We start from the raw sequence: 13788 nt of genomic DNA on the forward strand, positions 1-13788 counted from the left end.
GGCCAACGGAACGCTCCCTCCGGTCCGTCCAGACCCGACCAACCGCGACCGATGTACGGCCGCGTTGGACGCGGCGACCCGCCGCGTCACCCAGAGTCACCCATCACGGACGACGAGGAGACATCGATGCAGAGACGGACGATGGCGGCGGCGCTCGGCGTGCTGCTGACCGCGAGCGTCTTCACGGGAGGGGTCGCGGCGGCGGCCCCCGCGACGGCGGCGGAGGCCCCGCCGGAGGGGATCACCCACGAGGACAACAACCGGGTCCCGGAGGGCTCGGTCTGGACGGAGCACTACTTCCCGTCGACGGACGGGGTCGAGCTGCACGCCGACGTGCTGCGGCCCGAGGGACTGCCGGCGGGCGCGAAGACGCCCGTCATCCTCGCCGTCGGACCCTACTTCGGCCACGCCGGGCAGACCGGGCCCGAGGGCTTCACCCACACCGGGCCGTCGGCACGCTTCAACGACTTCCTCGAGGGCGCCGACCTCTTCGACGAGGGCTTCACGTACGTCATGGTCGACCTGCGCGGGTTCGGCGGGTCCACCGGCTGCCTCGACAACAAGGGCCCGGGCGAGCAGAACGACGTCCGCGCGGCCATCGAGTGGTCGGCCTCGCAGCCGTGGTCGAACGGCAACGTCGGCATGTACGGCAAGTCGTACGATGGCGCCACCGGTCTGATGGGCAACAACCTCAAGATGCCGCAGCTCAAGGCGGTCGTGGCGCAGGAGTCGATCTGGACCGGGTACAACTACCTGTTCTCCAACGGGGTGCCGCGCCCGAACGCCACCGGCACGCCGAACTCCTACAACAACATCGCCACGATGGACCCGCTGGCCGACGACACCTCGCGCTACCAGGCCAACGCCCGGTACGAGGAGTCGCACCCCGAGTGCCTCAGCGAGAACATCGCGGACAACTACGAGCCGGACCCGAACGCCCCCTTCTGGCAGGCGCGCGACATGGCAGCCAAGGCCGAGGGCACGACGACTCCGCTGTTCGTCACGGCGGGCTTCATCGAGAACAACACCAAGCCCGAGGAGATGGAGGAGTTCCTCGAGAACCACGTCGGCCCCGAGCGCGGCTGGCTGGGCCAGTGGGACCACGTGCGCGGCAACGACCGCGTGTCCGACGGACGCCTGGCGATGGGCCGCGAGGGTTGGTTCGACGAGGTGATGAGCTTCTACGACCAGTACCTCAAGGACGAGGAGCCGACGACGACGTACCCCACTTACTCGATCGAGGACAACCTCGGCGAGTGGCGGGCCGAGCCGACCTGGCCGACCCCCGACCGCCGCATCACCGTGGCGCTCGGCAACGGCACCTACGTCGACGACGGCGGCGCCGCGGGCGTGCCGTACGCGTCGTCGCCGTCCACGCTCGCCCTCCCGAAGAGCTACGGGCAGTGGGACATGGAGAGCGCCCCGAGGCTCGAGGGGCTCGGGGCGACGCGCAAGGCGGCCTCGCCGTCGGCGTCGTCCGACGCGGCCTCCGCGGAGCCGGCGTCGAGCTACCTCGTGTGGTCCGACGTCGTGCGGCAGGAGACGCGGCTGACCGCCACGCCGCGCGTCGAGCTCACGGCTGGTGCGGCGGGCAACGTCATGGTCAAGGTGTGGGACGTCGCGCCCGACGGCACGGCGGTGATGTTCGACGAGAACGTGTCGCTGGTCGAGAAGGGCCGGGTCGGGTTCGACCTCAAGTCGACCGACTGGACGCTGCAGGCCGGGCACCGGCTCGCGGTCGAGATCGGCTCGATCACGACCGGGAGCTGGCGGGACACGCCGTCGGGCGCCACGATCAGCGTGACCGGCGCCGTCCTGCGGCTGGCGACGGAGAGCACCGCGGACGACGTGCCGACCGCGGGGGAGCGCTCGCCGTTCCTCGACAGCTACATCCAGGCGTACACGCGCACCTTCCCGGAGCCGGGCACGCCGACATTCCGACTCTGAGCAGCGGTTCAGGACCAGCGCACGCCAGGGCGTGCGCTGGTCCTGACACCTCCGGATATCCTCTCGTCAGTGTCAGGAGAGGCTGCCGCGTTGCGGTGGTTGGATCCCTTGCCACCTGGTGTCTGGCTCATAGTGGTCGAGCACGTCCATGAGCATCGGACCACAAGGGACGACTTGGTTGTCATGCCGGGGCAGCACGAACACGCCTCTGTGCTGGTGCGCGACGATCTCGTCTCCAGTATCCGTGTCACCAGTCGGGACGAGCAGCGGGATATCACCCAGCGCGAGCGTCTCCTCGCCCCAAGCCCAATACTCTGCCCACATCGCCCGGCTCGACGCCACAGATCGCCAGTCGTCGCCATCATTGATGGTTGAGGGGGGCGAGACCCGCACCAGGTTCGCAGTAGGTTCCCTGCCCGAGCGTTGTCACGAACTCCTCGTACCCCGCCGGCACTCCAGCCCAGCGCGCATTCCAGTTCGCGAACCGAGTCCCGCGTAGACGTGTTCAGAGTTGCGCGCAGAAGTAGCAGGTCATCCAGCCAAGATGATGACTGTCCCGAATCACCGACACGCGCGGACTGGATGAGCGGCTTCGGCCGGAGTGTCGTAGTAACCCGGCCTGGCTACCAGGACAGAGTTGAAGTAGTAGCCCTGGGGCTCCTCCGGGTCGTCAGAGACGAACGCGCGCCACAAGGACAGGAGGAGATCCGGCGCGACGAAGCAGCCCTCCTCGTCTTCGTCCGGTACTACACGAGTATGCCGTCGGAGCCGCTCGACTACCTCTAGAGCTGGAAGCCCGAAGACATCAACGCCGCGATAGCGGACGACGTCCAGCTCGTCCGGGCGATCGAGCTGGACTGCGTTCACCCGCCCGCCGACGCCGGTATCGACCCCAATCCCGAGGCCGCCAGGCCGATGCGCGTAGAGCGGGCCAGCAAGCTCACCGAGCTGAGCAAGGGCAGACCGGGCGTGATCGAGCGCCATCCCCAGGCGCAATGGGCCAACCCCGTCGGGGGGCTCCAACTCGAAGTCCACGCGGCCATGCTCCCACTCGGTCGACCGGAGGCCACTGACGGTTGCCTCATCCAGCACCGATGAGCTTGGATTTGATCATCTAATCTAGTACAACGCCAGTACAGATGAGCGCCACGAGAGAAGTGAAACGTCGAGAGACGCTGACGCCTCCGGCCGAGCTCAGAGCGTCGATAGGTCCGTTCCAGGTCGACCCAGAGCCCACAGGCGGCTTAGGGGTTCAAGTCCGCGTCACCGTCTCGTGCCGGGCTTCTACGAATTCCTGCCGAGGGGTTCGCGCCACCAGTGTTCGTGGCCGCCGAGTCGGCCGAGCTTGACGGTGCGGTCTCGGGTGTACAACAGCGCGAGGAACCTGTTGCCCATGAGTAGGTGCTCGTACGAGACCTGGGCGATGATGTCGGCGACCGCCTGCGCCCATGCCGGATCGGCTCTGAACGGTTTGTTCCGCACCGGGTTTGATGGAGACATCGAAACCTGGGAGGAACACCAGTAATGCCCGCACCGAAGAAGTACAACGATGAGCTGCGTGAGCGTGCGACCCGGTTGGCGGTCGAGGCCCGGCGGGACCCGGCGTCCGCGGTGGGAGCGATCCGGCGGATCGCCGGCCAGCTCGGGGTTCATCCCGAGGCGTTGCGGACCTGGGTGAAGAAGGCCGAGACCGACGCCGGTGACCGGCCCGGCATCACCAGCACTGATGCCGAACGCCTCGCCGTACTCGAACGGGAGGTGCGCGAGCTGCGCCGGGCGAACCAGATCCTGAAGTCCGCGGCGTCTTTCTTCGCGGCGGAGCTGGACCGTCCGTCGCGATGAAGGTCGCCTTCGTCGACTCCCAGAAGGCCGAACACGGTGTCCAGCCGGTCCTGCAGGCGCTCGAAGACACGCCGGCACAGATCGCACCGTCGACCTACTACGCCGCCAAGACCCGCCCGGCATCAGCCCGGTCGCGGCGCGACGAGGAGCTGACCGCGATGATCGAGCGGACCCACGCGGAGAACTACGGCGTCTACGGCGCCCGCAAGATCTGGCACGAGTTGCACCGGCGTGGGGTGCGGGTCGCCCGGTGCACGGTCGAGCGGCTGATGCGTGAGTCCGGGCTACGTGGGCTGCTGCGCGACAAGTCACCGCGCACGACCCGGCCCGCCGCCGAGACCGGACGTCCCGCTGACCTGGTCAAACGCGACTTCACCGCGGCCGGGCCGAATCAGCTGTGGGTCGCGGACCTGACCTACGTGCGTACCAGCGTGGGCTGGGTGTACGCCGCGTTCATCCTCGACGTGTACTCCCGGCTGATCGTCGGCTGGCAGGTGTCCACGAGTCTCTACACCGACCTGGCCCTCGACGCGCTGAAGATGGCGATCTGGCGTCGCGAAAATCAAGGCGCTGACCTGGGCGGACTGGTCCATCACTCGGACAGAGGAGTCCAGGGCGAATTCAGCTGGTCGTCGCAACACCTTGACCACGGAGGTTTGCGATGGGGCGCGGGAAGAAGCAGATACCTGAGGTGCCGGCTGGTGCGCGGCGCCAGTGGGCGTCGGATCGGGCGTTGCGGCCGCCGATGCGTTCACCGGGACGGCCGGAGCCGTCTCGTGCGGTGCAGCGGGACTTCTGGCGGCGGATCGCGTCGGGAGTAACCACGCTGGAGGCCGCGGAGGCTGTGGGTGTGTCGTGGCCGGTCGGGTCTCGGTGGTTCCGTCACGCTGGCGGCATGCCGCCGATCAGCCTGGACGAGCCCACCGGCCGTTACCTGTCATTCGCCGAGCGCGAGGAGATCGCGTTGCTGCGCGCCCAGGGGGTCGGCGTGCGTGAGATCGCCCGCAGGATCGGACGCGACCCGGGAACAATCTCACGCGAGCTGCGCCGTAACTCAGCGACCAGGGGCGGTAAGCCGGTCTACCGGCTCTGGTGGCGCAGTGGAAGGCGCAGCAGGCCGCGAAGCGCCCGAAGACCGCGAAGCTCGTGAGCAATGGCAGGTTGCGTGAGTACGTGCAGGACCGGCTCGCCGGCAGGGTCCGTCGACCCGACGGCACGGTCGTCCCCGGGCCTGAGGCGCCCACGTGGAAGGGGCTGAACAAGCCGCATCGGCAGGACCGCCGCTGGGCGACGGCGTGGAGCCCGGAGCAGATCTCGCACCGGCTCCGTGTCGACTTCCCTGATGATGAGTCCATGCGCATCAGCCACGAGGCGATCTACCAGTCGCTGTTCATTCAGGGGCGTGGGGCGCTCAAGCGCGACCTGGTCGCGTGTCTGCGCACCGGCCGGGCGCTGCGGGTTCCCAGAGCGCGGTCCCAGAACAAGCCGCAAGGGCATGTCACTGCCGATGTCGTCCTGTCCGAGCGCCCCGCCGAAGCCGCGGACCGCGCGGTCCCCGGGCACTGGGAAGGGGATCTGATCATCGGGACGGGCCGTTCCGCGATCGGCACGCTCGTCGAGCGCTCCAGCCGCTGCACGCTTCTGGTGCATCTGCCTCGGTTGCAGGGCTGGGGCGAGAAACCACCCGTGAAGAACGGTCCCTCGCTCGGCGGCTACGGCGCCATCGCGATGAACACCGCGCTGAGAACGTCGATGACGAAGTTGCCCCAGCAACTGCGCAAGACCCTCACCTGGGACCGTGGGAAGGAACTCTCCGGTCATGCGCAGTTCGCCCTCGATACCGGCACGAAGGTGTACTTCGCCGATCCGCACTCGCCCTGGCAGCGGCCGACGAACGAGAACACTAACGGGCTGCTGCGTCAGTACTTTCCGAAGGGCACCGACCTGTCGAGATGGTCCGATGAGGACCTCGAAGCCGCCGCCCTCGCGGTCAACAGCCGGCCCCGCAAGAGCCTTGGCTGGAAGACCCCGGCCGAGGTCTTCGCCGAACAGCTACGCTCGCTACAGCAGTCCGGTGTTGCAACGACCGATTGAACTCGCCCAGTACACCTCCACCGAGTTCCGCACCACCCTGACCAGCCTGAACATGCGCCCGTCGATGGGTCGGGTCGGCTCCTGCTACGACAACGCCGTCGCCGAATCGTTCTTCGCGACCCTCAAGACCGAGATCGGCACCCGCGTGTGGGCCACCCGTGAGCAGGCCCGACGAGACGTCTTCGCCTACCTCACCTACTACAACCACAACCGTCTGCACTCGACGCTCAACCACCGCACGCCCCACGAGACGCGTGCCTGCTACCGTCAAGCCCTCGCCCTCGCGGCATGAAACCCCGGTGTCCGGTCCCAGGGTGGAACTTCACAGGTCAGCGAGCCGCGTTGGTTGCCTGGGGGTCAAGGGGTCGTCGGTTCGACGCTGCCTACGTTTGTCGCTCACCTCTAGCAGCTGCTAGTCGAGCTGCCCGGCTGGCCCTTACACGCGCGACCTTGGCAGGCGACTGAAAGACTTCGTCAAGGATGTCATCCATGAGGTCCAAGACCTCTCGCGCGTCTGCTTCTTCCACCACCATCGAAGCAAGATCACCGTGGGCGGCATCGTTACCGACGAGGCGAATCGCATGGGCTGCGTCCTTCGCGTCCTCTCGAATCAACCCTTGATTCGCCAGCTCATCAATCTTCTTCTCTAGGCTCCGGGTCTGCTGCACCGATAGGTGACATCTGAGATGGCTTGCCCTGGTGGCGGGCTGGAAGGATGTTGCTGTGCCCAAGCCCTACCCTCGTGAGTTCCGTGATGATGTTGTGCGGGTGGCCCGTGACCGTGACCCGGGCGTGTCGGTCGAGCAGATCGCGAAGGACTTCGGGGTCCACCCGATGACGTTGTTCAAGTGGCTGCGCCAGGGCGACATCGGCGCCGGGACCAAGCCTGGCGTCAGTGGCAGCGACTCGGCCGAGCTGCGTGAGGCCCGTAAGCGGATCAAGCTGCTTGAGCAGGAGAACGAGGTCCTGCGCCGGGCCGCGGCGTACTTGTCGCAGGCGAATCTGCCGGGAAAAGGCTCTACCCGCTCGTGAGCGAGCTGGCCGCCGACGGGGTCCCCGTGGCGGTGACGTGCCGGGTATTGAACATTGCTCGTCAGCCTTACTACCGGTGGCTTGCCCGCCGTGTCACCGACGCCGAGCTGGCTGAGGCGTATCGGGCGGACGCGTTGTTCGACGCCCATCGTGATGACCCGGAGTTCGGATATCGGTTCCTGGCTGATGAGGCCCGCGCTGCTGGCCAGCCGATGGTCGAGCGCACCGCCTGGAAAATCTGCTCCGGCATGGGCTGGTGGAGCGCGTTCAGCAAGAAGAAGCGTCGGGGCAAGGGCGGCAAGGTCGGTCCGCCCGTGCACGACGATCTGGTGCGCCGCGACTTCACCGCCCACGGCCCGAATCGGTTGTGGCTGGCCGACATCACTGAACACCGCACCGGTGAGGGCAAGCTGTATCTGTGCGCGATCAAGGACGTGTGGTCCAACCGGATCGTCGGCTACTCCATCGACTCACGCATGAAATCGAGGCTGACCGTCAACGCCCTGCACAACGCCGTAGCCCGCCGTGGCGACGTGGCCGGCTGCGTGCTGCACACCGACCGCGGGTCGCAGTTTCGAAGCCGGAAATTCGTCCGTGCCCTCAACCAGCACCACGTGACCGGGTCGATGGGCAGAGTCGGCGCCGCCGGCGACAACGCCGCCATGGAATCGTTCTTCGGCCTGCTACAGAACAACGTCCTTGATCGCCGAACCTGGACCACTCGCCAACAGCTCAGGACCGCGATCGTGACCTGGGTCGAACGGACCTACCACCGCCGCCGACGCCAACGATCCTTGTCCCGGTTGACCCCTATCGAGTACGAGACCATCATGACCCCACCGGCCAGTCAGGCCGCGTGACTGAAACTGTCACCTATCGGTGCAGCAGACCCACTCGACGCGCCGAGTTCATGGCTCAGCAGCCCATCGGCGATTCGCGGTCAAGGACAACTTCTCCATCACTAACTCCTTCTCGTTTCACGGGCGATCACGTCGGTGACGGCTCCCGCCGCTACCACCGGTTGTCACGGTGGCGCTCGGATCGTCGTGACCACACTGCTCGAGGGCCGCTGGTGCCGGCGGTGCGCTGGGGGAGGGCGTGACCTGACAACCGACGCTGACTGTGGCGGCTCCTTGCCGACCAGGCCTGACCGCGTACGTTGCCTCGACCACGATCAATGATTGCCTGTGCCTCGGACCTGCACAGGTGTCGTCACCGGTCACGTCGACCCCCCCAACCTGCCGACCATCGGCAGTGCGGCGATCACGACACCGGCTTGCCAGACATCTGTCCCGCGACGAGCGCACCACGCGAAGATTGGCGGGACCCTGACACGGTGGCCGCCGTGGTAGTCGCGAGCGATCAGCGCATCCACATCAAGGAGGACCCATGAAAACGGTGACCCTTCGGCGGGTCTACGACGATCTCTCGCCCGATGACGGCGTTCGGGTGCTGGTCGATCGTGTGTGGCCGCGTGGCTTGACCAAGGAAGCGGTCCACCTTGACGAGTGGATCAAGCACATCGCGCCGTCCACCCCGCTGCGCCGCTGGTACGGCCACCAACCCGAGCGGTTCGTCGAGTTCCGGCGCCGCTACCTGATCGAACTGCAAGACGTTCAGTCGCAAGCGACGATCGAGCGGCTCCGGAAGCTAGCCAGCACCACTCCGATCACGCTGCTGACTGCCAGCAAGGACATCGAACACAGTCAGGCAGCAGTCCTCGTCGACCTTCTGCGTGGGACCCACACCCCGACGTTAGGTGGCGCCGGCTCTGCCTGACGCGCCTGTCGCGTGCAAGCCGCGCGTCCGGAGCATGCGACCTCTTCGAAAGCCCGACCATCGCAAAAGAGACGGTGAGCTGGCCCGCATGCTGTAATTCAGGCCGTCGGGTCAGGGGGGAATGAGCCGATTGGACAGCTCGGGGATGTCCTGTAGCAAGCAGCAGAGCCCTGGCCGGTCACGACGAACCTGGAAACGCCCGGCTCCCGAGGTCACCAGTGCAGCCGGACTTGCGCAAGCTTCAGAGTTGCGAGCGCGAAGCGTCATCCGCGGTGGGCAATAGTCGTGGCCCTGACCGACACGAACCCCATCCCTACGGTAGGTGGGTCGCGATCGGTAGGCGCCCGTCCTTTTCTTGGGCGACGGTAGGTCCCATGACGGCTGTGGGGAAGCGCGGGAATCTGGCGCGGCCTGTCGGCCTGCCCCCGTTTACCCCCCGAAAACCCCCACCCACGGATGACAACCAGTGACAAGAACGATCACTGCCCGATCGGGTCTGTGCAGCTCAGCGTCTACTTTTGACAGTCAATGACAAGGTCAGTATGGCTACGATCGGTAACAAGGGGTCGTCGGTTCGAATCCGGCCGTCCCGACAGAGTTTCGGCAGGTCTGGGCCTTGATTCACTTCCGTGAGTCGAGGCCTTCTTGCTGTTCCGTCTCACAATTTCTCACGTACGCCCGCACTGCTGAATTCTCGGATGTGGGAGTCACCCGAACAGCCCTGATTCGAGGTGCTCGGCCGCCACTTTCAGGTGGCTGCTGTCGGGGTGGACGTACACCCCGTTTGGCGAGTGTGCCGCCGTCGGCGTGGCCGGCCCAGGCCGCCAGCACGACGTCGGGCACTCCGGCGCCGGCGAGGTAGGCCAGGCAGGCGTGCCGCGAGTCGTACGGCCGGACCTTGCGGACTTCGACCTTGGTCATCAGCTCGTACACCCGGCGGCGGAGCCAGTCGGTGCGCTGTGGCTGGCCGAGTTCGTTGACCAGGACGTAGCCGCTGTCGACGTAGGCGTTACCGGCCTTCAGCCGTTCCTTCTTCTGGAGGGTGTGGAACGCCTTGAGCGCCTTCGTTACCGTCGCGGGCATCGGCAGGCCGCCTTTGCCGGCCGCCGATTTGGCTTCCATCTCCTCGATTTCACCGTCGACGAGCGTCCGGGTGTTGTCCCCGGCCGCGATCGTGCCGGCCTCGAAGTCGACATCGGACCAGCGCAGCCCACGCACCTCGGTCGGCCGGAGACCCATCGGCGACAGCAGGCAGACGGCGTAGAGGCGACCTAGATCTTGCAGCCGGCCCGGTCGGTGCCGGCGCAGGAGACGGCGGACGCGGATGCGGACAGCGGCAGCCGGGAGTCGGCGATCACCGCTTCTCTGCCGAGCTGCCGCGCGATCTGCTCCGCCAACGACCCCGGCCAACGGGTCGGTCAGGACCAGCCGGCCGAGGTCGAACACCGGCCGGTCGTCGGCCGGCTCGTCGTCGCGCGGGGAACCAGGCGGTGGCGGTGACAGCGAATAGCGCGGTCACCGCCACGATAACCCAGCGGGCGGTCCTGATCACTTCCGGAGTTTCACCTGGACGGCGCCAGGTGTCAGATACAGATCCAGCAACTTGGCCCGAATCGCGTAGTCGACGTCGTTCGGGCTCAATTCGTCCGGTGCGATCCGGTGGCTCAGATCGATGCCGATCTGCGTGGTGTTGATGTCGCCCCCGTCGTTGGTGCCGAGTGCGGTGACAGTCGGTCGGCCGACGGGATGCCCGCGGCCTTCGACAAGCCCAATAGGGGCGCCGGCATATTAGCCATGAATGGCGCTCACGGTAGCGCAACGCTGACGAATGTGACCATCACCAACTCGGCCTGCCGGTAATATCGTGCGAGAACCAGGATCGGGCTTTGTGATCATGGGCGGTTAGCCCGTTGCCAATCGCTCGGACATGAACGCCTACCTGAGGTTTGGTGGTTGAACGACCAGCCATGTGGCGTCTTCCCGGTCGAACTCGACCGGGAACACGCTCCTGGCTGGTCGTACCGAGGCCATCGGGACGACTACTACCGGTGGGTCGAGCGGGACGATCTTGCTGGCCGGCTGAGCCGCGGTTCTCACCTGGCCGGCGTCGAGAAGGCGGCGCGGGAGACGGGCCAGGGCTTGAACTCTGGCTGCATCGCCCGGACGGGCCCGGTCAATTCATGGAGGAGCGAGATGGACGGAGCGGATCTGGACTGCTGGTCCGCCGTCGCCGCAGGCTGGGCCGAGTTCTGGGGCGGGTTCCCCGAGCCCGCCTGGAGTGCCGTGGCCCAGGCGAGCGGGATCGGCCCGGGCTCGCGCGTGCTCGACGTGGGGTGCGGCAGCGGCGAACTCCTCGCGTACCTCGACCGGCTCGGCGCCTCGACGGCGGGCGTTGACCCGGCGCCCGGCATGATCGAGGTCGCCCGCGCCCGGGCGACCGGGGCCGACATCCGGCTCGGCCGTGCTGAGCAGCTTCCCTGGCCGGACGGGGAGTTCGACCTGGTGACGTCGTTCAACGCCCTGCAATTTGCCGACGACGTCCTTGACGCCCTCACCGAGTTCGTCCGCGTCGCGGCGCCCGGCGGCCTCGTCGCGATCTCCAACTGGGCCGAGGCCGCCCGCAACGACCTGAACACGATCGAGGACGCCGTCGCGTACGCCGCCGGCGAGCAGCCGCGACCCATCGGCGGACTATGGCAACCCGGTGGTCTCGGCGAGTTGCTCGGCGCCGGAGGTCTCGACGTCGTGTCCGCGGGGCTCGTCGAGGTCCCTTGGCACGCACCCGATGACGACGCGCTCGTCCGTGGCGTGCTGTTGGGCGAAGATCCAGCCACCATGGCTACCGCGGCACCCACGGTGATCGCCGCCGCCCGACGGTTCCGGACCCCGCCCGGGGGCTACCGCCTCGTCAACGCGTTTCGGTACGCCGTCGGGCGTACGCCGGGCGACGCTTTCGAGTCGAGGGTCGGCACGATGGGGGAGGCCTGAGCGGTGCTGTCCTCGACCCCTGCTTGGTGCCCCGGTGGCCGGCGCTACCAGCCGCGCAGTCGTGGCCAGACCGTGCGGACCGTCCGCCTGCCGGGCTCGCGTACCTGATAAACGTGGTGCTGGGCGGCCGTCGCGCACGCGTGGATCGGCAGCACTCGCACCTGCGTGCCGACCGTAGGTCGGGTAGGCCGCGTTGTGCTTCAAAATGGCTTCGCTGGCTCTCTGCTTTGGGTTTGAGCCCGTCGACGACGACCAGCAGGTGAAGGCGGTCGGTGTCGATGTCGTCGGGTTCGCGGCCGGGCAGGTCAATCCCGGCGACGCATGCGGCTGGTGGGCTCCAGGTGAGCGGCTCGTCGATTCCCACCACCGCGAGCAGGCCGGCGGCGCGCCGGGAGGCTGGACGGTCTGACGACTGCCCGACGAGGAGATCCGCTTTACCCGCCCGGTACGGTTGTTGACCGTGCAGCGGTTAGCGCTTTTCGATCTCGACAACACGCTCGTGGACCGTTTGGAAGCATTCCGGCGCTGGGCGGTCGAGTTCTGCGCCGATCGCGAACTGCCGGACGACGCGTTGGCCTGGCTGATCGCTACGGATCAGGACGGGACCGTGCCCCGTGGCTGGTTCTTCGGCGAGGTGATGGAGCGTTTCGGACTGGCATCGGCGGATGACACATGGAGGCAGTACCGACGCCGGATGCCGGAGTTGGTGAGCTGCCGCGAAGAGGTGCTGAGGTCGCTGACGCTACTGCGTGACGAGGGCTGGACGGTGGCGATCGTAACCAACGGCCAGGCCGACAACCAGTTGCGCAAGATCAGGCGTACCGGACTGGACCGATGCGTCGATGCTTGGGCAGTGTCCGGAGAGCTGGGTATCCGGAAGCCAGCACGCGAGATCTTTGAGGCGGCGGCCCGTGGGTGCGGCCTCGATCTGCTGCGCGGGGGCTGGGCGATCGGTGACAGCCCTGTACTTGATGTCGAGGGTGGCCGCGCGGCAGGGCTTGCCACCCTTTGGGTCAGTCGAGGGAAGGAATGGCCGGCGGAACTCACTCCGCCGGACCACACCGTCACGGACGTAGTGGCCGCTGTCGAGGTACTGCGACGCGAGGACTCCGGCCTGTAGCTGTACAGCCATCCGTACAGCCAAGGCCACCTGCTGACGCCGACGCCACCCGACAACGGCAGACGCGCCGACCAGGCACGCATCTACCTGACCAGCCATCCGTGACCTCCTTCTAATCCCAAGGCCGCCAGGCTTACGACGGTCGTTACGGTGCGGCCCATGCTCAGGGAGTTTCGGCGGCGGGAGTTTTCCTGCCTGACCGCGTGGACTGGCTGCGACGGTCCGATGCCGGCCGAGGCTGGCGTCGTCGGCGTTGAGTACCGGGGTCGTCTGGGGCACCCGTCCTCGTATGGCTTGCTAATGGCGCGTGCTACCGACCCGCCGGGCGTCCAGCTCGACCTCAACCCGATGCCCGTTGCACTCTCCGTTCCGTGTGATGAAGTCACGCTCGGGCTACCCGAGCCGGAGTACGCCGAGGCGCTCCACGCCGCAGGCCGAGACCTTGCTAGGGGTCTGATCATCACGGCCCATAGGCGAGGGCTTGTATGGCTCTGAGTTCCCCCCCCCGCTTTGATGGAGCGGTGGTTACCTGCTGCCGGCTGGCGCAGGGGTGACGATAGGGGGCGCGGCTGGTTCGTGCTGGCGGGTATGCCAGGCGGTCTCGTATTCGTCGGGGCTGAGGTAGCCCAGGTCCTTTTGGATACGGCGGGTGTTGTACCAGCCGTCGATGTAGGCGAAGATCGCGTTCTCGGCCTCGTCGCGGGTCCGCCAGCTCGTGCGGTAGACGAGTTCGATCTTCAACGTCGACCAGAAGTTCTCGATCAGCGCGTTGTCGAACGAGTCGCCGACCGAGCCCATCGACGGCAGGATCCCGTTGTCCTGTAAGCGTTCCGCGAAGCGGAAAGACGTGTAGTTGGCGAGTTCGATCCCCTGTCGCTGTGGTGGATCAACTGGCCGTCGCGGACGTCGCGGGACCAGATGCCGTATTCGAGGGCGGCGAGGATGATGTCGGTGTCGCAGCGGTCGGAGGTCTTCCACCCGACGAT

The 13788-nt window shown here is 67.0% G+C and carries 15 protein-coding genes and 2 pseudogenes; 10 read left to right on the plus strand and 7 right to left on the minus strand.

The genetic code is table 11. From position 1 onward, the window contains the following. Window positions 1–126: 126 nt before the first annotated feature. Window positions 127–1947, plus strand: a complete 1821-nt coding sequence (locus tag KBX63_RS31025) for a CocE/NonD family hydrolase (protein WP_210917412.1) — start codon at window positions 127–129, stop codon at window positions 1945–1947. A 561-nt stretch (window positions 1948–2508) separates the two neighbouring features. Here KBX63_RS31025 and KBX63_RS31030 read toward each other — a convergent pair. Together KBX63_RS31030 and KBX63_RS31035 are read right to left on the minus strand one after the other, a co-directional pair. After that, entirely contained in the window at window positions 2509–2982 is a 474-nt protein-coding gene (locus tag KBX63_RS31030) for a hypothetical protein (protein ID WP_210917413.1), read from the minus strand. Between the two features lie 249 nt (window positions 2983–3231). After that, on the minus strand, window positions 3232–3429 hold the full coding sequence (locus KBX63_RS31035; protein WP_210917415.1) for a hypothetical protein: 198 nt from the start codon (window positions 3427–3429) through the stop codon (window positions 3232–3234). 42 nt (window positions 3430–3471) lie between these two features. On the opposite strand from KBX63_RS31035, the gene KBX63_RS31040 reads away from it, so the two are divergent. The 4 genes and pseudogenes from KBX63_RS31040 to KBX63_RS31055 all read left to right on the plus strand — a co-directional run bounded on the left by KBX63_RS31040 (window position 3472) and on the right by KBX63_RS31055 (window position 6175). After that, window positions 3472–3789, plus strand: coding sequence for a transposase (locus KBX63_RS31040; RefSeq protein ID WP_210917416.1), 318 nt, complete (start codon window positions 3472–3474; stop codon window positions 3787–3789). Beyond that, window positions 3786–4610: an IS3 family transposase gene (locus tag KBX63_RS31045; protein WP_210917417.1), complete on the plus strand. Its 825-nt coding sequence runs from the start codon at window positions 3786–3788 to the stop codon at window positions 4608–4610. Before KBX63_RS31040 ends, KBX63_RS31045 begins: the two co-directional genes overlap by 4 nt. A 74-nt stretch (window positions 4611–4684) precedes the next feature. Further along, window positions 4685–5883: pseudogene (locus tag KBX63_RS31050) on the plus strand (IS30 family transposase). Beyond that, window positions 5864–6175: an integrase core domain-containing protein gene (locus KBX63_RS31055; RefSeq protein ID WP_210917418.1), complete on the plus strand. Its 312-nt coding sequence runs from the start codon at window positions 5864–5866 to the stop codon at window positions 6173–6175. Before KBX63_RS31050 ends, KBX63_RS31055 begins: the two are co-directional and overlap by 20 nt. 91 nt (window positions 6176–6266) lie before the next feature. Here KBX63_RS31055 and KBX63_RS36925 read toward each other — a convergent pair whose 3' ends face one another. Further along, window positions 6267–6551 carry a DUF4145 domain-containing protein gene (locus tag KBX63_RS36925; protein ID WP_210917419.1) on the minus strand — a complete coding sequence of 95 codons (285 nt, stop codon included), beginning with the start codon at window positions 6549–6551 and terminating at the stop codon, window positions 6267–6269. A 55-nt stretch (window positions 6552–6606) separates the two neighbouring features. Between KBX63_RS36925 and KBX63_RS31065 the strand changes: the two genes are divergently transcribed. Both KBX63_RS31065 and KBX63_RS31070 read left to right on the plus strand, forming a co-directional pair. Then, window positions 6607–7775 (plus strand): IS3 family transposase gene (locus KBX63_RS31065; RefSeq protein WP_210917420.1). Its coding sequence is split into 2 segments (ribosomal slippage): window positions 6607–6891 and window positions 6894–7775, totalling 1167 coding nucleotides; the frame shifts between segments, so codons are not numbered across the junction. 529 nt (window positions 7776–8304) lie between these two features. Beyond that, on the plus strand, window positions 8305–8694 hold the full coding sequence (locus KBX63_RS31070) for a DUF488 domain-containing protein (protein ID WP_210917423.1): 390 nt from the start codon (window positions 8305–8307) through the stop codon (window positions 8692–8694). 621 nt (window positions 8695–9315) lie between these two features. Here KBX63_RS31070 and KBX63_RS31075 read toward each other — a convergent pair. Beyond that, window positions 9316–10020: a tyrosine-type recombinase/integrase gene (locus tag KBX63_RS31075; RefSeq protein ID WP_374102286.1), complete on the minus strand. Its 705-nt coding sequence runs from the start codon at window positions 10018–10020 to the stop codon at window positions 9316–9318. After that, complete coding sequence (locus KBX63_RS36135) at window positions 9966–10091, minus strand: hypothetical protein (RefSeq protein WP_256443209.1); 126 nt, start codon at window positions 10089–10091, stop codon at window positions 9966–9968. The genes KBX63_RS31075 and KBX63_RS36135 overlap by 55 nt, the downstream gene beginning before the upstream one ends. Window positions 10092–10887: 796 nt before the next feature. Here KBX63_RS36135 and KBX63_RS31080 point away from each other — a divergent pair. Beyond that, a complete protein-coding gene (locus KBX63_RS31080; RefSeq protein WP_210917425.1) occupies window positions 10888–11682 on the plus strand; it encodes a class I SAM-dependent methyltransferase in 795 nt (264 codons plus the stop codon). 44 nt (window positions 11683–11726) lie between these two features. Here KBX63_RS31080 and KBX63_RS31085 read toward each other — a convergent pair. Then, window positions 11727–11855, minus strand: a pseudogene (locus KBX63_RS31085) (DSD1 family PLP-dependent enzyme); the annotation flags it as partial. 32 nt (window positions 11856–11887) lie between these two features. Here KBX63_RS31085 and KBX63_RS31090 point away from each other — a divergent pair. Both KBX63_RS31090 and KBX63_RS31095 read left to right on the plus strand, forming a co-directional pair. Then, complete coding sequence (locus KBX63_RS31090; protein ID WP_210917427.1) at window positions 11888–12091, plus strand: hypothetical protein; 204 nt, start codon at window positions 11888–11890, stop codon at window positions 12089–12091. Window positions 12092–12142: 51 nt separating this feature from the next. Beyond that, window positions 12143–12802, plus strand: coding sequence for an HAD family hydrolase (locus tag KBX63_RS31095; protein ID WP_210917428.1), 660 nt, complete (start codon window positions 12143–12145; stop codon window positions 12800–12802). A gap of 525 nt (window positions 12803–13327) precedes the next feature. On the opposite strand, the gene KBX63_RS31100 is transcribed toward KBX63_RS31095, so the two are convergent. Continuing rightward, window positions 13328–13788: IS3 family transposase (locus KBX63_RS31100; protein WP_210917430.1), on the minus strand; the 461-nt coding region annotated here is incomplete at its 5' end.

It is taken from the genome of Micromonospora sp. U21, assembly GCF_018070045.1.
Classification (GTDB): Bacteria; Actinomycetota; Actinomycetes; order Mycobacteriales; family Micromonosporaceae; genus Micromonospora.